The sequence below is a fragment of the Spiribacter halobius genome, from assembly GCF_020883455.1.
Lineage (GTDB): Bacteria > Pseudomonadota > Gammaproteobacteria > Nitrococcales > Nitrococcaceae > Sediminicurvatus > Sediminicurvatus halobius.
This window is the reverse complement of the sequence record NZ_CP086615.1, coordinates 2,197,118-2,214,920: the sequence shown is the minus strand read 5'-3', so window position 1 is coordinate 2,214,920 and position 17,803 is coordinate 2,197,118. Positions and strand designations below refer to the sequence as shown.

Genomic DNA, 17,803 nt, shown 5'->3' with positions numbered 1-17,803 from the left:
AGAGCGCCAGAACAAAGCCACCACCCGTAATAACGCCGTGAACCCAAACCTAGCCCGCCTAAACCCGTACCCCTTCGAGCGCCTGCGCGCCCTGCTCGCGGACACCACGCCGCCGGCGGGGCTGGCGCCCATCGTGCTGTCCATCGGGGAGCCGAAGCATCCAACACCCGGGTTCATCGTAGACGCCCTGCGCGAGGCGGTGGCGGAGGGGATCGGGCGCTATCCGGCAAGCCGCGGCGAGGCGTCGCTGCGGGAGGTGATCGCGGGCTGGCTGGCGGCGCGCTTTGCACTGCCGGCGGGGAGCGTGACCGCGGAACGGCATGTGCTGCCGGTGGCGGGGACGCGGGAGGCCCTGTTCGCCGTGGCCCAGGCGGTGCTGGATCCGTCTCGGCAGCCGGTGGTGGCGATGCCGAATCCCTTCTACCAGATCTACGAGGGGGCGGCGCTGCTCGCCGGCGGCGAGCCCCTGACTCTGCCCACAACCCGGGCCAACGGCTACGCGCCGGATCTCGACGCCGTCCCCGAGGCCACCTGGGCACGCTGCGGCCTGCTCTACCTCTGCAGCCCCGGCAACCCGAGCGGTACGGTGCTGTCCCGGGATTACTGGCGACGCGCCCTCGCCCTGGCGGACCGGTACGGCTTCGTCATCGCCGCCGACGAGTGCTACAGCGAGCTCTATGCCGACGAGGCGAACCCGCCCGCCGGCCTCCTGCAGGTCTGCGCCGAGCTCGGCCGCACCGGCTTCGAGCGCTGCCTGGTCTTCCACAGCCTCTCCAAACGCTCCAGCGCACCGGGGCTGCGCTCCGGGTTCGTCGCGGGCGACGCGGCACTCATCGAGCGCTTCGCCCTCTACCGCACCTACCACGGCTGCGCCCTGCCGCTGCACGTGCAGGCAGCCAGCCGGACGGCCTGGAGCGACGAGGCCCATGTGCGCGAGAATCGCCGTCTTTACCGGGAGAAGTTCTCGGCTGTGGGGGCGGCGCTGGACGGCGTGCTCGACTATGACCCGCCGGCGGGGGGCTTCTATCTCTGGGCGCGCACTCCGGGGGCGGACACCGACTTCGCGCGCGAGCTGTATGCTCGGGAGCATCTGACGGTGCTGCCCGGACGCTACCTCTCGCGGCGCGAGCCGGACGGCAGCGACCCGGGGGCGGGCCATGTGCGCATCGCGCTGGTCGCCGAACGCGACACCTGCGTGGAGGCCGCGGCGCGGCTGCGCCGCTTCCTGCAGGCCGGCGCCGACCGGGCCTGAGCCGCATCAGCGAACAGCCATCCAGGAGGAAGTACCGTGAGCCAGCTCCAGCAGACCATCGAGAGCGCCTTCGAGCAACGCGCGGACCTGCGCCCGGCCAGTGCCCCGCCGGAGGTTCGCGAGGCAGTGGCCGAGGCCCTTGCCCTGCTCGACCGCGGCGAGGCCCGCGTCGCCGAGAAGATCGACGGCGAATGGCAGGTCCACCAGTGGCTGAAGAAGGCGGTGCTGCTCTCCTTCCGCCTCACGGACAACCAGGTGATCCGCGGCGGCGAGACGGACTACTACGACAAGGTTCCGCTCAAGTACGCCGACTACGCGAGCCGCGACTTCGCCGCCGACGGCGTGCGCGTGGTGCCGCCGGCGGCGGCCCGCCGCGGTGCCTACATCGCCCCTGGCGTCGTGCTCATGCCCTCCTACGTGAACATCGGCGCCTACGTTGACGAGGGCACCATGGTGGACACCTGGGCCACCGTCGGCTCCTGCGCCCAGATCGGCAAGGGCGTGCACCTGTCCGGCGGCGTCGGCATCGGCGGCGTGCTGGAGCCGCTGCAGGCCAACCCCACCATCATCGAGGACCACTGCTTCATCGGCGCGCGCTCGGAGATCGTCGAGGGCGTGATCGTCGGCGAGGGGGCGGTGATCTCCATGGGCGTGTACATCGGCCAGAGCACCAAGATCTACAACCGCGAGACCGGCGAGGTCAGCCACGGCCGGGTGCCCCCGGGCGCCGTCGTGGTACCGGGCAGCCTGCCCGCCGAGGACGGCAGCCACAGCCTCTACTGCGCGGTGATCATCAAGCAGGTGGACGCCAAGACCCGCGCCAAGGTCGGCATCAACGAGCTGCTGCGCCCGTGAGCGCCGTGCGCGTCTACGGCCTCGCAAGCTGCGACCGCTGCCGCCGTGCCCGGCAGTGGCTCGCCGCACGGGGCAGCGAGGTGGAGTTCGTCGACCTCGCCCGCACCGGCCTCGAGCCCGCCACGCTGGACCGCTGGCTGGACGCCCTGCCCTGGGAGGCGCTGCTCAACCGCCGCAGCACGAGCTGGCGGGCGCTGCCCCTCGGGCGGCGCGAGGGCCTAGCCCGCATTTCTCGCCGATCCGCGAAGCGAGGGCGTGGAGATGGCGGGCAAGACAAGGCGCGCGAAAGTTCGGGCGCGCAGGCGTACTCGACAGTACGTCGAGCACCCGAACCGAGCGCAACGCAGGATTGCCCGCCAGATCCGCGGCCGCAGCCGCGGATCGGCGAGAAATGCGGGCTAGACGAGGCCCGCGCCTTGATGCTGGAGGAGCCGAGGCTGGTGAAGCGCCCGGTACTGGAGACGCAGGACACCGTGCAGGTGGGCTTCGACCCGGACGCCTGGGAGCGGGTGCTGTGACCAGCCCCACCCTGGACCTCGCCCGGGCGCTGATCCGCCGACCCTCGGTGACGCCGGAGGACGCCGGCTGCCAGGCCCTCATCGCCGAGCGGCTTGCCCCCCTGGACTTCGCCGCCGAGACCCTGCGCTTCGGCGAGGTCACCAACCTCTGGCTGCGACGCGGCGAGGCGGCGCCCCTGCTGGTCTTCCTCGGCCATACCGACGTGGTGCCGCCGGGGCCGGAGGCGCGCTGGCGCCATCCCCCGTTCGAGCCCGCCCTGGAGGACGGCCTCCTCTATGGCCGCGGTGCAGCGGACATGAAGGGCAGCGTCGCCGCCTTCGTCACCGCCTGCGAGCGCGTGTTCGGCGCTGCGGAGGGGGTGTCGGGCAGCGTCGCTCTGCTGCTCACCAGCGACGAGGAAGGGCCGGCCCGGGACGGCACCCGCCGCGTGGCCGAGACCCTGGCTGCCCGCGGCGAGGGCATCGACTGGTGCCTCGTGGGCGAGCCGAGCAGCGAGGCCCGCTTCGGCGACGTCATCAAGGTCGGCCGCCGGGGCTCCCTCAACGGCTGGCTGACGGTCCGCGGGCGCCAGGGCCACGTGGCCTATCCGCACCTGGCAGACAATCCGGTGCATCGCCTCGCCCCCCTGCTCGCGGAGCTGGTGGCCATGGAATGGGACCGGGGCACCGACGAGTTCCCGCCCACCACCTTCCAGATCAGCAACCTCGAGGCCGGCACCGGCGCCGGCAACGTCATCCCCGGCGAGGCGCGGGTCGCCTTCAACCTGCGCTTTTCCCCCGCCTCCACGGCGGCCGGGCTGGAGGCGCGCATCGCGGCCATGGTGGCGGCCCACGGCCTCGACGCCGAGCTCGCCTGGCAGCGCTCGGCGGAGCCCTTCGCCAGCGAACCGGGACCGCTGCGGGCGGCCCTGATCGACGCGGTGACCGCCGAGACCGGTGAGCCGCCCCGTCCGAGCACCGCCGGCGGCACCTCGGACGGCCGCTTCATCGCCCCCCTCGGCGCGGAGGTGGTGGAGCTTGGCCCCCGCAACGCCACCATCCACCAGGTGGACGAGCACGTCGCCGCTGCCGACCTGGACGCCCTCTCGCACGTTTACGAGGCAGTGATCCGGCGGCTGCTCGCCCCCTGACCCCGGCCTCGCACCGGGCGGTGTTAACCCGTTGCACTCGCCCCACCTTCCGAATACTGTACAAATCAACAGTATCCGGAAGATCACCCATGCGCGCCGGCACGCCTGACTACGCCGAGCTCCACTGCCTGACCAACTTCACCTTCCTGCGCGGCGCCTCGCACCCGGAGGAGCTGGTACGGCGCGCCGTGCGGCTTGGCTACCGGGCGCTGGCGGTCACCGACGAGTGCTCGGTGGCCGGCGCGGTGCGAGCCCACGTGGCGGCGAAGGACCACGGCCTGCCGCTGATCATCGGCAGCGAGCTGCGCCTGGTGGATGGCCCCGTGCTGGTCCTCCTCGCCCCCGACCGCGCCGCCTACGGCCGGCTCTCGGCGCTGATCGCCCTCGGCCGCAGCCAGGCCCCCAAGGGGCAGTACCGCCTCACCCGGGCCGATCTCGAGGAGGGCGTGCCGGGCTGCCTCGCGCTTCTTGCCTGCGCCGCGGACACCCCGGAAGAGGACGCCCGCTGGCTCGCCGAGCGCTTCCCCGGCCGCGCCTGGCTCGCCGTGAGCCTGCACCACGACGGCGGCGACGCCGTCCGCCTCGCCCGCTCCGAGGCTCTGGCCGCGGCCACCGGCCTGCCCCGGGTCGCCACCGGCGCGGTGCTTATGCACGCCCGCGGCCGCCGCGCCCTGCAGGACACCCTCACCGCCATCCGCCTGCGCCGCCCCGTGCACCAGCTCGGGCGGGCGCTGGAGCCCAACGGCGAGCGCCACCTGCGCCCGCGGGAGGTCCTGGCCCGCCTCTACCCCGACGCGCTGGTCACCGAGAGCGTGCGCATCGCCGCGCGCTGTCACTTTTCCCTGGACGAGCTGCGCTACGAATACCCGGAGGAGCTGGTCCCGGACGACCACACCCCGGCCTCCTGGCTGCGCGCGCTCACCGAGGCCGGCGCCCGGGCGCACTGGCCGGAGGGCGTGCCGAAGCGGGTGCACGCGGCCATCGAGCACGAGCTCGGGCTTATCGCCGAGCTCGGCTACGAGCCCTACTTCCTCACCGTGCACGACCTGGTGCGCTTCGCCCGCAGCCAGGGGATCCTCTGCCAGGGCCGCGGCTCGGCGGCCAACTCCACGGTCTGCTACTGCCTCGGCGTCACCGCCGTGGACCCGTCGAAGTCCAGCCTGCTGTTCGAGCGCTTCCTCTCCAGGGAGCGGGACGAGCCGCCGGACATCGACATCGACTTCGAGCACGAGCGCCGCGAGGAGGTCATCCAGTACGTCTACCGCAAGTACGGCCGCCACCGCGCCGCGCTCGCCGCCACGGTCATCAGCTATCGCCCGCGCAGCGCCCTGCGCGACGTGGGCAAGGCGCTGGGCCTCGCCGAGGACCAGGTGGACCGCCTCGCCCGCGCCCTGCACTGGTGGGACGGCGGGCGCATCGCTCCCGAGCGCCTGCGCGAGGCGGGCTTCGACCCGGACACCCCGGTGCTCGAACGGGTGCTCACCCTGGTGCACCAGCTCATCGGCTTCCCCCGGCACCTCTCCCAGCACGTGGGCGGCTTCGTCATCAGTCGCGGGCCGCTGGCCGAGCTCGTCCCCACCGAGAACGCCGCCATGGCCGGGCGCAGCATCATCCAGTGGGACAAGGACGACCTCGAGTCCCTCGGCCTGCTCAAGGTGGACTGCCTGGCGCTGGGCATGCTCACCGCCATCCACCGTGCCTTCGACCTGCTGGCCGAGCACCGCGGGCTCGCCCTGGATCTCACCTCGGTCCCGCGGGAGGACCCGGCGGTCTACGACATGCTCGGCCGGGCGGACTCGGTGGGGGTGTTCCAGGTGGAATCCCGGGCGCAGATGGCCATGCTGCCGCGGCTGCGCCCGCGCTGCTTCTACGACCTGGTGATCGAGATCTCCATCGTCCGCCCGGGGCCCATCCAGGGCGACATGGTCCACCCCTACCTGCGCCGGCGCGAGGGCCTGGAGCCGGTGGACTACCCGAGCGACGAGGTGCGCGGCGTGCTCGAGCGCACCCTGGGCGTGCCCATCTTCCAGGAGCAGGTAATGCAGCTCGCCGTGGTGGCGGCGGGCTTCAGCCCCGGCGAGGCGGACCAGCTGCGCCGGGCCATGGCCGCCTGGCGGCGCAAGGGCGGGCTCGGCCCCTTCCGTGAGCGGCTGCTCGCGGGCATGCGCGAGCGCGGCTACGAGGACGCCTTCGCCGAGCGCGTCTTCCAGCAGATCTGCGGCTTTGGCGAGTACGGCTTCCCGGAGTCCCACGCGGCGAGCTTCGCGCTGCTGGTCTACGTCTCGGCGTGGCTCAAGTGTCATCACCCCGAGGTGTTCGCCTGCGCACTGATCAACAGCCAGCCCATGGGCTTCTACGCCCCGGCCCAGATCATCCGGGACGCCCGCGCCCACGGCGTCGAGGTGCGCCCGGTGGACGTCACCGCCAGCGACTGGGACTGCACGCTGGAGCCCGGCGAGACGCTGACGCTGCGCCTCGGCCTGCGGCTCGTGAAGGGCCTCGGTGCCGAGGCGGCGCAGCGCGTGGTGGACACCCGCGACCAGAGCGGTCCGTTCGCCAGTGTCCAGGACCTCGCCCGTCGCGCCGGGCTCGATCGCCGGGACCTGCGGGCGCTGGCCGACGCCGGCGCGCTGGCGAGCCTCGCCGGCCACCGCCGCCAGGCCTGGTGGCAGGTGCTCGGCGTGGACGACGCCGGCCCGCTGCTGGCGCAGGCCCCCAGCCAGGAGCCGGCTGCCCGGCTGCCGGCACCGAGTGAGGGCGAGGACCTGGTGCACGACTACCAGAGCCTCGGCCTCTCCCTCGGGCGGCACCCCGTCGCCCTGCTCCGCGACACCCTGCGCCGGCGCGGCTACCGCAGCGCCGCCGAGCTGCAGGCGGTGGGGCACCGCCGCATCGCCCGTACCGCGGGGCTCGTCATCACCCGCCAGCGCCCCGGCTCCGCCGGCGGCGTGACCTTCATCACCCTGGAGGACGAGACCGGCGTGGTGAACGTGGTGGTCTGGAAGGATCTCTCGGAGCGCCGGCGCCCCATCGTGGTCGGCGCGCGGCTGATGGGCGTAACCGGCGTCTGGGAGCGCCGCGGCGAGGTCACCCACCTCATCGCCGGCCGGGTCGAGGACCACAGCGCCCTGCTCGGCCGCCTGGTCACCCGCAGCCGGGACTTCCAGTAGGTCGTGCACCGCCGCCAGGCGGTGTGCGACGTCTCGGGCGTTGGCTGGGCACCGAACCGAGTACCTGCCTCACCCACGCCCCGCGACGTCATCGGAAAGTATCGGCCGTGCCGAGTGCGATCCGGGGCGGGAGCGCCCGGGACACGCCGTGAATCCGTCCCTGGAGGCTCCACTGCGACATCCCTGTCGCAGAGGGTCCCGGGCGCTCCCGCCCCGGATCGCACGGCAGCCGTGGGTGTCCGCCGCCGCGGCGATACAGGCTAGCCGCGTGGCCGCGGCCCGCTGTCAATGCGACCTTCTTTGGTTAACCGTTGTGTCCGTTGTGTCGTTGTGTTTCATCGACAGCCCGAAGACGTCGCACACCGCCTGGCGGCGGTGCACGACCTACGCGGATTCGGAGCTCGCCGCGTGGATCTCGAAGCGGCAGACTTCGGCGCCGTGGGCGGCACAGGCGGTTTCCCGGACCGTGGCCTGCGGGTGGACCAGGCCGCGGAAGAGCTGCCGGAAGGCGGCGGCATGCCACACGCAGCCGCTGGCGGGCTCGCCCGGTGCGGCCGCCAGCGGGTTGGCCGTCACCGCCAGGATGGCGGGCCGGCCCGGCCGGGCGGTGAGCCGCCCGGAGCCGACGAAGGTCCAGGCGTGGGCCCGGATCGCGGCGATCAGGGCGCGGGCCGCCAGCGGCCGCGGCAGCGCCCGGATCAGGCACCGGGCCGGGGCGGGGATGCGGTGGGCCAGGACGTAGTCCCCGGTGCGACGGCCCGCGTCGGCGAGCACCGCCCGTGCCAGCGCCGGCGGCAGCTGCGTGCGCAGGGTTCGATGCAGGGCCGCGACCTGGCGCTCATCGAGCATGACCGCAGGCGGCTCCGCCAGCCAGTCCCCCGCGCCGGCGGCGGCGAAGAGCGCCGGCGTGCGCGCCGCGAGCCCGGCCGCCGCCAGTGCCGGGACGAGCTGCAGCACCGCGTTCGGCCCGACGCGCCCCGGCCCGGCGGTGGCCTGTGCGAGGTCCGGCAGCGCGCTCGCGGACACGACGCCCGGCCGCCGCTCAGTGGGTTTCCGCCGGGGCGCCTCCGGCGAGCTCGCCCGCCGGCTGCACACGAACGCCGCCCGGCCCCTCGCTGAGCTCCGCGCCCGCGGCGGCCCGCGCCTCCGCCTTCTGCGCCAGCACCTGGGCCCTGACCGCCGCGCGGCGCTCGCGGGCCTTGCGCTTGCGATCGGCGAGGGCCTCCCAGTCCGCGAGCTTCGCCGAGGCCTTGGCCCGCTCGGCGTCGAAGTGGAAGTTGACCTTCTTCTTCGACTGCGGCCCCCAGTAGCCCACCTTGCCGAGGTCGTAGAACGTGCGCTGGACGCCGGCCTTGAGAAAGGCCTTGAGGCAGCCGAGCAGGTAGCGGCGGCGGAACCCCGTGCCCCGCCATGGGTAGTGGAACAGGGCCTTGCGCATGTAGAAGCGGCGGTAGTTGTGCATCACCCGGTCGAGCAGCGTTGCCCGGTCCATGGCCGCCGGCTTCATGATCGGGGTGACGAAGTTGTATTTCTCGAAGTCGAACACCTCCACCTGGTCCGAGCGCTCCTGGGAGAGCGTGTTGAACGGCCAGGGCGTGTACATCGCCCAGTTGGCGAGGTCCGGATCCCAGTCCCGCGCGAAGCGGTAGGTCTCCTCCAGCGTCTCCTCGGTCTCGTTCTCCAGACCGACGATGAACTGGGCCTCGGTGAAGATGTCCGCCTCGCGCAGCAGGCGGATCGCCTCCCGGTTCTCTTCGATGCGCGTCTCCTTGTTGAAGAGATCCAGGCGCATCTGCGCCGCCGCCTCGGTGCCGAGGGAGACATGCACCAGCCCCGCCCGGCGCCAGAGCGGCAGCAGCTCCCTGTCGCGCTGGATATCGGTGACCCGGGTATTGATGCCCCACTTGACCCGCTCCGGCAGGCCGCGGGCGATCAGCTCCTCGCAGAACTGCGTGAACTTCTTCCGGTGGATGGTGGGCTCCTCGTCGGCGAGGATGAAGAAGCCCACGCCGTGCTCCTCCACGAGCCGCTCGATCTCGTCCACCACCCGCACCGGGTCACGCACGCGGTAGTCGCGCCAGAACTTCCACTGGGAGCAGAAGGAGCAGGTGAAGGGGCAGCCCCGGGCCATGTTCGGAATGGCGACCCGGGTGCCGAGAGGCACGTAGGTATAGCGCTCCCAGGAGAGCAGCGACCAGTCAGGGGTCAACGCGTCCAGGTCCTTGACCGTGGGCGCCGGCGGGGTCGCCACCACCCGCGACTCGTCGCCCTCGTCTTCCGTGTAGGCGATGCCGCGGATGGTGGACCGGGCCTCCGGCCAGAAGCCGGCATCCACGGTGCGCACCAGCGAGAGCATCACCTCCTCGCCCTCGCCGCGCACGATGACGTCGATCCAGGGCGCTTCGGTGAGCACCTGCTCGTACATGAATGTCGCATGCACGCCGCCCAGCACGGTGACCGCCTGCGGGTGCAGCTCACGGGCGATCTCCAGGACGCGCTCCGCGCGATAGATCGAGGGCGTGATCGCGGTGGCGCCGACGATGTCCGGCTGCTCCGCCGCGAGCCGTTCCCGAAGCGCCTCGTCGGAGAGGTCCTCGGTCATCGCGTCGATGAAGCGGATATCGTCGTAGCCGTCGGCCTTCAGCGCGCCGCCCAGGTAGGCGACCCATGCCGGTGGCCAGTTGCCCGCGATCTCCGCGCCGCCCGAGTGATAGTTCGGATGGATGAGCACGATCCGCATGGGCGTTCTCCGCCGGAAGTGTCATGTTAAGCTGACACCACCGGCGTCATTTTTACTTGACGCAGATCAATGGGAGGTGCCGACGGATGCCAGGGCGACAGCCACCGAAGGCGCAGCGCGTAGGCCCGGCGCAGGCTCCGGTATTCGCCGGAGTGCCACGGTGACGGCGAGCCACCACGGCCTGCGCATCATCGTTGCCGGCGCCACCGGCTATATCGGCCGCCATGTGGCGCGCGAGCTCATCGGTCGCGGCCATCGCGTGGTGAGCCTGGCGCGGGCGACGCGGCAACCCCTGCCGCCGGAGCTCGCGGGCTCGGAGGTCCGGACTGCCGAGGTCTGCGACTCGGCCTCTCTCGCCCGCGAAGGCTTCGCCGGTGAGCCCGTGGACGCGGTGGTCTCCTGCATCGCCTCGCGCAGCGGCGGCATCACCGACGCCTGGCGGGTGGACTACGCGGCCAACCGCAAACTGCTGGCGGCGGCACGGGCCGCCGGAGTCCGCCAGTTCCTGCTGCTCTCGGCGATCTGCGTGCAGAAGCCCCGGCTCGCCTTCCAGCATGCCAAGCTCGCCTTCGAGCAGGCGCTGCAGGCCTCGGAGCTGAACTGGACGATCGTCCGGCCCACCGCCTTCTACAAGTCGCTGGCCGGGCAGGTACCGCGCGTCCGGGCCGGCAAGCCGTATCTGCTCTTCGGCGACGGCGGCACCGCCTGCCGGCCCATCAGCGAGCGCGATCTCGCCGCGTTCATGGCGGACTGCCTGGAGAATCCCTCGCGCCAGCGCCGCATCCTGCCCATCGGCGGCCCGGACCCGGCGCTGACGGCCCGCGAACGCGGCGAGCTGCTCTTCGAGCTCACCGGGCGCAGACCGCGCTTCCGACGGATACCCATCCGCCTGCTGGACACCCTCATCCCGACCCTGGATGCCCTTGCCTGCGCCGCCCCGCGCCTAAGCGACAAGGCCGAGTTCGCCCGCATCGCCCGCTACTACGCAACCGAGGACATGCTCTGGCTCGACCCGGCCACCGGCCGTTACGACGCCGCGGCCACGCCGGCCACCGGCCGCGACACCCTGAGCGACTTCTACCGCCGCGTCCTGCGCGAGGGCATGGCTGGCCAGGAGCTCGGGGAACAGGGGATCTTCTGACGCGCCCTGGCCAGGGACGAGGGTGGCCCGGCCGCTGCACCCACCGCGTCACGGCTGTGGGCGTGGATCGGTGCGATATGCGGGCGACGCCTGCGCGGGACGTCACCCCGACACGGCGGCCGCCAGCGGGTACACGATCTCCATGCGCAGGCCCGCAGCGTCTTGCTCCGGCTCCGCCGGCAGCGTAGCCAGCGCGCCTCGGCTCGCCCAGGGGGCGAGCGCGCAGACCATGGCATCGAGCAGATCGTCGGCCATGGCGCCGGCGCGCCGCAGCACCGCCCGCTCCCCCTCGAAGAACGCCGGCGCGTCGGGGGCGTGGCGCGCCAGCACGGCGAGACGCTCCCTGCGCCCGGCGCTGCGCCGCTTCGGGTGGCGCATGGGCGCGCCGTCATTCAGCGCCTGGAACAGAACTTCCGGATGCGCCTCCCGCAGCAGACGCTGCCGTTCGGGATCGGCGCGCAGCCAGCCGTCCACCTCACGGATCTTGCGGGCGATATTCCAGGCCTGCCGGCTCAGTCCGCGGCCGGTGAGCCGACGGCTGCGCGCGTTGGCGGCGGCCCAGTTGCCCTCCTCGAGGCAGGCCCTGACCGGCGGAGTGAACACGCTTGCCGCCCGCGGCGCCCGGAGCAGGCGGCGGGCCTCGCGGTCGCAGTCCCGCCCGGCGCTGCCGTCCTCGCGCAGACCGATGGGAATATCGATGAGGATCAGCGCCCCGGCGCCCGCCCATGCCCGCAACGCCACCACGTCCGGGCAGACCCGGGACCGCAGGTCGCCCGCCGTCGTCACGCCGACCGCGACCCATCCGCCGGGACAGCCATCGGCGCCCACCCACGCCACGCCCGCTTCGTTCCCCGCCTCCCGGCTCATCGGCCGGCTGCCTCCGCTGCCATCATGGCGGCTGCCTGCGGCCGACGCGTGCGCCGCCCGCCTCTCAGGCTCCCCGCACGGTCCTCCAGCCGCGAGTCCCGGCCGGTCGGCACGGGGCCCGCATCCACGGGACCGGAGGCTCGGCGCAGGACCCCCGGACGCGGTACCTTACGGGGATATTCTCTGGAGGGATGGGGCATGCTGCGACAACCGTACCTGCTGTTTCTGGGCGACGCACCTGACCTGCTCGCCGCCAAGGTGGCCAAGGGCATCCGCGACTGGCGCCCGGACGCCGCCGTCGGCCAGCTGCGCCTGCCCGGCTGCAAGCCGGACATGGGCCTGCCGGATATGACCGTCGCCGAGGCCGCCGACGCCGGGGCCAAGACCCTGGTGGTGGGCGTCGCCAACCGCGGGGGCGTCATCTCGCGGCAGTGGATCGCCGTGCTGAAGGAGGCGCTCGCTGCCGGCATGGACCTGGCGGCCGGGCTGCACAATCATCTCCACGACGAGCCGGAGCTGGTGGAGGCCGCGCAGAAGGCGGGCCGGCAGCTCTTCGACGTCCGCGTGCCGCAGCACGACTACCCCATCGCCGACGGCAGCAGACGCAGCGGCAGGCGCTGCCTGACAGTGGGCACGGACTGCTCCGTCGGCAAGATGTACGCGAGCATGGCCATCGAGCGCGAGATGCACGAGCGTGGCCTGAACGCCACCTTCCGTGCCACCGGCCAGACCGGCATCCTCATCACCGGCGGCGGCGTACCCCTGGATGCCGTGGTGGCGGACTTCATGGCCGGCGCCGTGGAATGGCTGACGCCCGACAATGACGCGGACCACTGGGACATCATCGAGGGCCAGGGCAGCCTCTTCCATCCCTCCTACTCCGGCGTGACCCTCGCGCTGATCCATGGCGGCCAGCCGGACGCGCTGGTGCTGTGCCACGAACCGGAACGCCCGCACATGCGCGGTCTGCCCCACTACACCCTGCCCGGGCTGACCGACGTGCTGAGCCTGGCCGAGCGCTGCGCTCACATCGTCAACCCGGCCGCGCGTACGGTGGGTGTGGCGCTCAACACCAGCGCCCTGGACGAGCGGGCCGCCCGGGCCTGGATCGAGCGCGCCAGGGAGGAGACCGGGCTGCCCGCCACGGACCCCATCCGCTACGGTGCCGGACCCCTGGTGGACGCCCTGGAGTCGCTGTGAGCCGGCGCCGCCTCGAGGTCCACGCCGAGCGCTTTCCGCTGCGCGCGGCGTTCACCATCTCCCGCGGGTCGCGCACGGTGCAGGAAGTGGTGCGCGTGGCGATCCACGAGCATGGCCACACCGGTCAGGGCGAGTGCGTGCCCTACGCCCACTACGGCGAGACCGTGGCCGGCGTGGTCGCGACCCTGGAGGGGCTGCGGGAGGCGGTAGCCGAGGGCCTCGACCGCGACGCCCTGGCGGGGACGCTGGCCGCCGGCGCGGCGCGCAACGCCCTCGACTGCGCGCTCTGGGACCTGGCGGCGAAGCAGTCCGGCCGGCGCGTCTGGGAGCTGGCAGGGCTCGCGGCGCCGGAGCCGGTGATCACCGCCTATACCCTCTCCCTGGATACGCCGGCGGCCATGGCCGCCAGCGCCGCTGCCAACGCGGCGCGCCCCCTGCTCAAGATCAAGCTCGGCGGCGGCGACGAGGACATCGAGCGCATCCACGCGGTGCGCGACGGCGCCCCGGAGGCGCGGCTCATCGTCGATGCCAACGAGGGCTGGGACGCCGCCGCCTACGAGCGCCTCGCCCCCGAGCTTGCCCGCGCCGGCGTGGCCATGATCGAGCAGCCGCTGCCGGCGGCGGACGACGCTGCCCTTGCCGAGCTGCCGCGGCCGGTGCCCCTCTGCGCGGACGAGAGCTGCCACGATCGCACCTCGCTGGCCCGGATACGCGGGCGCTACGATCTGGTCAATATCAAGCTCGACAAGGCGGGCGGCTTGACCGAGGCACTCGCGCTGCGCGAGGCCGCGCGCGCCGATGGCCTCGGCATCATGGTCGGCTGCATGCTCGCGACCTCGCTGGCGATGGCGCCGGCGGTGCTGCTCGCCCAGGGGGCTGCCTACACCGATCTGGACGGCCCGCTGCTGCTGGCGGCGGACCGCGAACCCGGGCTGCGCTACGACGCCCGGGGCGTCCATCCACCGGAATCCACGTTATGGGGCTAGAGCCGATGAGCCGAACGGTCTACGTCAACGGGCAGTATCTCCCCGAAACCGAGGCAACCCTGTCGATCTTCGACCGCGGGATCCTCTTCGCCGACGCCGTGTATGAGGTGACCGCGGTGCTCGACGGCGGCCTGGTGGACTTCGACGCGCACATGCGCCGTCTCGCCCGCAGCCTCGGCGAGCTCGACATTCCCGCGCCCTGCAGCGACGAGACCCTGCTGGAGATCCACCGCGAGCTCCTCCGGCGCAACGGCCTGCGGGAGGGCCTGATCTACCTGCAGGTCTCCCGCGGCGCCGCCGAGCGGGACTTCCTCATGCCCGATGAGCCGACCCCATCGCTGGTGCTGTTCACCCAGGAGAAGGCGCTTCTGGAGAGCCCCACTGCGAAGCGCGGCATCCGGGTAATCACCGTCCCCGATCAGCGCTGGCGACGCTGCGACATCAAGACCACCCAGCTGCTCTACCCCTCCATGGCAAAGACCGAGGCCGTTCGCCACGGTGCCGACGACGCCTGGATGGTGCACGAGGGCACGGTCACGGAAGGCACCTCCAACAACGCGTACATCGTGGAGCCGGACGGGACGGTCGTGACCCGCCAGCTCTCCGAGGCCATCCTCCATGGCATCACCCGCAGCGCCGTGCTCGCCTACGCCAGGGAAGCCGGCGTCCCGATCCGCGAGCGCGCGTTCACCGTTGCCGAGGCCAAGCAGGCCGCCGAGGCCTTCATCACCAGCGCCACCAGCCTGGTGACCCCCGTGATCAACATCGACGGCCACGACATCGGCGGCGGCACGCCCGGCCCGGTGGTGCGGCGGATACGGGAGCTCTACATCGAGGAGAGCCGCCGGCGTCTGCTCGCCGCGGATCACCGTTCGCGGTAATACAGCCGCATCGCCACCGGCGCGAAGAGGGCGGTCAGCACCGCCGAGGCGCCCAGCACCCAGGCCACATCCACGAGCGCCACGCCGCCATGCATCAATCCCCGCGAGGCGTTGGTGAGATGGGTCACGGGGTTCGCCGCCACCACGGCCTGCAGCCAGTCCGGCATGGTCGCCGGGTCCACGAAGATGTTGCTGATAAAGGTCAGCGGGAAGATCACCAGGAAGCTGGTGGTCATGACCGACTCCGCCGTGGGGACCAGAAAGCCCACGATAATCCATAGCCAGGACATCGCCGAGGCAAACACCATCAGCAGCAGGACCGCCAGCAGCACGCCCCCGACGCCGGCCTCCGGCCGGAAGCCGAGCAGAAGCCCCACCACGACCACCACCATCGCCGCCAGGGAATAGCGGGCGAGGTCCCCCAGCAGCGCGCCTACCACCGGCGCGGGCTGCCAGATGGGCAGCGAGCGGAAGCGGTCGAACAGGCCGTGCTGGACGTCCGTGTTGAGGCCGACTCCGGTGTAGACGGTCAGGAACAGCACCGTCTGCACCACGATGCCCGGCAGCAGGAACTGCAGGTAGGCCCCGGTCGAGCCCGCCAGCGCGCCACCGAAGAGGAAGGTGAACAGCACCGTCATCATGATGGGAAGGACCATGACGTCGAAGAGCTGGAACGGCACGTGCTTGATCTTCAGTGCCGCCCGCCAGCCGAGGGTCAGCACGGCCGACAGCGCGCCCGGCGGGGCGGCAGCCCGTTCCGCAATTCCGGCAGACGGCAGTCCGGGGCGGCTCATGCCACCACCTCCGCGGGCGCTGCGGCCTCGCCAGTGGCCCCCTGCTCGGCGCCATGGCCGGTAAGGGCGAAGAAGACGTCATCCAGGCTCGGCTGCACCAGGGCGAACTCCCGCACCGCGAGGCCCCTCGCGGCGAGCGCCGCGAGGGCCTCCGCCACCCGCGCCTCCCGGGCGACCCGGACGGATAACATGCCGGGTTCGGGGCCGTCGTGCACTTCGTCCTGCATCACCTCACGGAGCAGTGCCGAGGCCTCGGCGAGCCGCGCCGGATCCGCCACCTGCACGTGCAGCGCGCGGCTACCCACGGAGGCCTTGAGCTCGCGGCCCGACCCCTGGGCGATCACGCGGCCGTCGTCGATCACGGCCATGCGCTGCGCGAGGCGGTCCGCCTCCTCGAGATACTGGGTCGTGAGCAGCACCGTGGTGCCCTCTGCCGCGATGCCGCGCACCAGCTCCCAGACCTGGCTGCGGCTGCGCGGATCGAGACCGGTGGTGGGCTCATCCAGGAACAGCAGCTCCGGTCGCTTCGCCAGGCTCGCAGCGATATCCAGGCGCCGGCGCATGCCGCCGGAAAAGCTGCGTACCTGCCGGCCGCCCACGTCCGCCAGACCGAAGGCCACCAGCAGCTCCCGGGCCCGCGCGCGGGCGGCGCGCCAGCCGAAGCCGAGCAGCCGCGCCACGAGCACCAGGTTCTCCCGGGCCGTCAGGTCCTCGTCCAGGGAGGCGAACTGCCCCGTCAGGCTGACCTGCGCCCGCACCCGGGCGGCCTCCTGCACCACGTCGTGCCCGAGCACCCGCGCCGTACCGCCGGTGGGCCGCAGCAGCGTCGCCAGCACGCGGATGGTGGTGGTCTTGCCGGCGCCGTTCGGGCCGAGCAGGCCGAACACCGTGCCGCGCTCGACCCGCAGATCGATACCCCGCAGCGCCTCAGTCTCCCGGAAGCGCTTCTGGAGCGCCATCGTCTCTATCGCTGGTGTGGTTGTCATCCGCCTGCCCAATCTCTGCGCCGCCGCCCGATCTCCTGGCCCTGCGTGCCTTCAACGGTCCCTGCGCCGATGGCGTAGCTTCTCCGCTCCCCGCCGCGGCATCAATAGGCGGCGGCTGCTGCTGATGGGCGAACCGGCTGCCGTACGTCGGGAGTAACGGAACCTTCCGACTGGACGACTTAACCTCTTGTGCCTCGCCGGTGAGGGGCGGCCGGCAGACCGATCCGTTGTCCGAAACGAATTCGGTGTGAGCCATGCCGCGAGCAGTTCGATTTCTGGTCCACGAAGGCGCCCATCTCTGGGAGATCTCCAGTGCCCTGGAGGTGCTGAGCCACGCCGAGCTCGCCCGCCCGGGGAGCTACCAGTGGGAGCTGGTCGGGGTGCAGGACGGCATGGTGCCCACGGATCTCGGAGTCGAGCTGCGCGTGCACCGACCGGACCCGGGGCGCCTCACCACCCTCTTCATCGCCGGCTGCCCGGACTTCGTCACCACCCAGCCCCAGGCGCTCTGCGAGCTGGCCGTCACCCTGGCGGCGCGGGCGCGGCGAACGGTTGCGCTCTGCTCGGGGAACTTCGTCGCCGCCCGCGCCGGATTGCTTGCCGGCGCCCGGGCGACGGTGCACTGGAAGCAGCTCGAGGCCTTCCGCAGCCAGTTTCCGGAGGTGGAGATCGTGCCCGGTCGGCTGTATCTGGACCAGGGGCCGGTCTGGTCCTGCGCCGGCGACGTCTCCGCGCTGCACGTCACCCTCGCCCTCGTGGAGGCGGACTTCGGCCCGTCGCTGGCCTCCCGCGTGGCGCGGGACATGCTCATCTACACGCGGCGCGATGGCATGAGCCCGCAGATCTCCACGCTGCTGAACACTTCAACCAGCAGCAACCGCATGCGCCGCGTGGTGGGATTCATCCGCGAGCACCTGCGTGAGCCGCTGCCGGTGGAGCGGCTTGCGGAGGTCGCCCTGCTCTCACCGCGCCAGTTCACCCGCGCCTTCAAGAACGAGACGGGCATCACCCCGGCACGCTTCATCGAGCGCGTGCGGGTCGAGGAGGCGCGCCCGATGGTGGAGAACACCCGCCTGAGCCTGGGCGCCATCGCGAGAGAGGTCGGCTTCGCCTGCGAGGACCGGATGCGCGAGGCGTTCCTGCGCGTTCTTGGCCGCAAACCCACGGAGCTGCGTGACGGCCGCCGCACGGGCCCGATCGCTGCCTGAGGCCTGGCCGCCTCGCGGGCCTGTCGCCCGGCGCCGACAGGGCCCCGATCATGACGCTTTTCCGTGGTGATTCGA

Annotated in this window: 15 protein-coding genes; 10 read left to right on the top strand and 5 right to left on the bottom strand. The window is 72.3% G+C overall.

The features are described 5' to 3' along the window. Window positions 1-37 precede the first annotated feature (37 nt). The 5 genes from dapC to LMH63_RS10050 all read left to right on the top strand — a co-directional run bounded on the left by dapC (window position 38) and on the right by LMH63_RS10050 (window position 6,925). Window positions 38-1,252: a succinyldiaminopimelate transaminase gene (dapC, locus tag LMH63_RS10070; protein ID WP_109677557.1), complete on the top strand. Its 1,215-nt coding sequence runs from the start codon at window positions 38-40 to the stop codon at window positions 1,250-1,252. A gap of 36 nt (window positions 1,253-1,288) precedes the next feature. Beyond that, window positions 1,289-2,107, top strand: a complete 819-nt coding sequence (dapD, locus tag LMH63_RS10065; protein ID WP_109677555.1) for a 2,3,4,5-tetrahydropyridine-2,6-dicarboxylate N-succinyltransferase — start codon at window positions 1,289-1,291, stop codon at window positions 2,105-2,107. Continuing rightward, window positions 2,104-2,625, top strand: a complete 522-nt coding sequence (locus LMH63_RS10060) for an ArsC/Spx/MgsR family protein (protein WP_109677553.1) — start codon at window positions 2,104-2,106, stop codon at window positions 2,623-2,625. The genes dapD and LMH63_RS10060 overlap by 4 nt, the downstream gene beginning before the upstream one ends. Continuing rightward, the gene (gene dapE, locus LMH63_RS10055) at window positions 2,622-3,755 is read left to right on the top strand and encodes a succinyl-diaminopimelate desuccinylase (protein WP_109677551.1); all 1,134 of its coding nucleotides are present in this window, start codon (window positions 2,622-2,624) and stop codon (window positions 3,753-3,755) included. The genes LMH63_RS10060 and dapE overlap by 4 nt, the downstream gene beginning before the upstream one ends. Window positions 3,756-3,844: 89 nt before the next feature. After that, window positions 3,845-6,925, top strand: a complete 3,081-nt coding sequence (locus LMH63_RS10050) for an error-prone DNA polymerase (protein WP_109677549.1) — start codon at window positions 3,845-3,847, stop codon at window positions 6,923-6,925. Between the two features lie 384 nt (window positions 6,926-7,309). On the opposite strand, the gene bchJ is transcribed toward LMH63_RS10050, so the two are convergent. After that, the gene (gene bchJ, locus LMH63_RS10045; protein WP_199225623.1) at window positions 7,310-7,951 is read right to left on the bottom strand and encodes a bacteriochlorophyll 4-vinyl reductase; all 642 of its coding nucleotides are present in this window, start codon (window positions 7,949-7,951) and stop codon (window positions 7,310-7,312) included. A 16-nt stretch (window positions 7,952-7,967) separates the two neighbouring features. Continuing rightward, window positions 7,968-9,665 (bottom strand): magnesium-protoporphyrin IX monomethyl ester anaerobic oxidative cyclase, encoded by a 1,698-nt coding sequence (gene bchE / locus LMH63_RS10040; RefSeq protein ID WP_109677547.1) that lies wholly within the window; start codon window positions 9,663-9,665, stop codon window positions 7,968-7,970. 160 nt (window positions 9,666-9,825) lie between these two features. On the opposite strand from bchE, the gene LMH63_RS10035 reads away from it, so the two are divergent. Further along, window positions 9,826-10,806, top strand: coding sequence for an NAD(P)H-binding protein (locus tag LMH63_RS10035; protein WP_229332555.1), 981 nt, complete (start codon window positions 9,826-9,828; stop codon window positions 10,804-10,806). 102 nt (window positions 10,807-10,908) lie between these two features. Here the strand turns inward: LMH63_RS10035 and LMH63_RS10030 are convergent, their stop codons facing one another. Beyond that, window positions 10,909-11,673: a DUF429 domain-containing protein gene (locus LMH63_RS10030; protein WP_109677543.1), complete on the bottom strand. Its 765-nt coding sequence runs from the start codon at window positions 11,671-11,673 to the stop codon at window positions 10,909-10,911. 198 nt (window positions 11,674-11,871) lie between these two features. Here LMH63_RS10030 and dgcN point away from each other — a divergent pair, with 198 nt between their 5' ends. The 3 genes from dgcN to LMH63_RS10015 are packed head-to-tail and all read left to right on the top strand — an operon-like array spanning window position 11,872 to window position 14,740. Next, the gene (dgcN, locus tag LMH63_RS10025) at window positions 11,872-12,873 is read left to right on the top strand and encodes an N-acetyltransferase DgcN (protein ID WP_109677542.1); all 1,002 of its coding nucleotides are present in this window, start codon (window positions 11,872-11,874) and stop codon (window positions 12,871-12,873) included. Beyond that, the gene (dgcA, locus tag LMH63_RS10020) at window positions 12,870-13,859 is read left to right on the top strand and encodes an N-acetyl-D-Glu racemase DgcA (protein ID WP_109677540.1); all 990 of its coding nucleotides are present in this window, start codon (window positions 12,870-12,872) and stop codon (window positions 13,857-13,859) included. The genes dgcN and dgcA overlap by 4 nt, the downstream gene beginning before the upstream one ends. 5 nt (window positions 13,860-13,864) lie before the next feature. Then, window positions 13,865-14,740 (top strand): D-amino-acid transaminase, encoded by an 876-nt coding sequence (locus tag LMH63_RS10015; protein ID WP_109677689.1) that lies wholly within the window; start codon window positions 13,865-13,867, stop codon window positions 14,738-14,740. Here the strand turns inward: LMH63_RS10015 and LMH63_RS10010 are convergent. After that, window positions 14,725-15,534 carry an ABC transporter permease gene (locus tag LMH63_RS10010; RefSeq protein WP_109677538.1) on the bottom strand — a complete coding sequence of 270 codons (810 nt, stop codon included), beginning with the start codon at window positions 15,532-15,534 and terminating at the stop codon, window positions 14,725-14,727. The genes LMH63_RS10015 and LMH63_RS10010 overlap by 16 nt on opposite strands. Next, window positions 15,531-16,493, bottom strand: a complete 963-nt coding sequence (locus LMH63_RS10005) for an ATP-binding cassette domain-containing protein (protein WP_199225622.1) — start codon at window positions 16,491-16,493, stop codon at window positions 15,531-15,533. Before LMH63_RS10005 ends, LMH63_RS10010 begins: the two co-directional genes overlap by 4 nt. A 281-nt stretch (window positions 16,494-16,774) precedes the next feature. Here LMH63_RS10005 and LMH63_RS10000 point away from each other — a divergent pair, with 281 nt between their 5' ends. Next, window positions 16,775-17,728: a GlxA family transcriptional regulator gene (locus LMH63_RS10000; protein ID WP_109677534.1), complete on the top strand. Its 954-nt coding sequence runs from the start codon at window positions 16,775-16,777 to the stop codon at window positions 17,726-17,728. The last annotated feature ends 75 nt before the right edge of the window (window positions 17,729-17,803 follow it).

Excerpts from the sequence above, each read along its gene's own strand:
- LMH63_RS10050 (WP_109677549.1), top strand. The coding sequence starts at position 3,845 with ATGCGCGCCGGCACGCCTGACTACGCCGAGCTCCACTGCCTGACCAAC.
- bchE (WP_109677547.1), bottom strand. The coding sequence starts at position 9,665 with ATGCGGATCGTGCTCATCCATCCGAACTATCACTCGGGCGGCGCGGAG.
- LMH63_RS10030 (WP_109677543.1), bottom strand. The coding sequence starts at position 11,673 with ATGAGCCGGGAGGCGGGGAACGAAGCGGGCGTGGCGTGGGTGGGCGCC.
- dgcN (WP_109677542.1), top strand. The coding sequence starts at position 11,872 with ATGCTGCGACAACCGTACCTGCTGTTTCTGGGCGACGCACCTGACCTG.
- LMH63_RS10015 (WP_109677689.1), top strand. The coding sequence starts at position 13,865 with ATGAGCCGAACGGTCTACGTCAACGGGCAGTATCTCCCCGAAACCGAG.
- LMH63_RS10010 (WP_109677538.1), bottom strand. The coding sequence starts at position 15,534 with ATGAGCCGCCCCGGACTGCCGTCTGCCGGAATTGCGGAACGGGCTGCC.
- LMH63_RS10005 (WP_199225622.1), bottom strand. The coding sequence starts at position 16,493 with ATGGCGCTCCAGAAGCGCTTCCGGGAGACTGAGGCGCTGCGGGGTATC.
- LMH63_RS10000 (WP_109677534.1), top strand. The coding sequence starts at position 16,775 with ATGCCGCGAGCAGTTCGATTTCTGGTCCACGAAGGCGCCCATCTCTGG.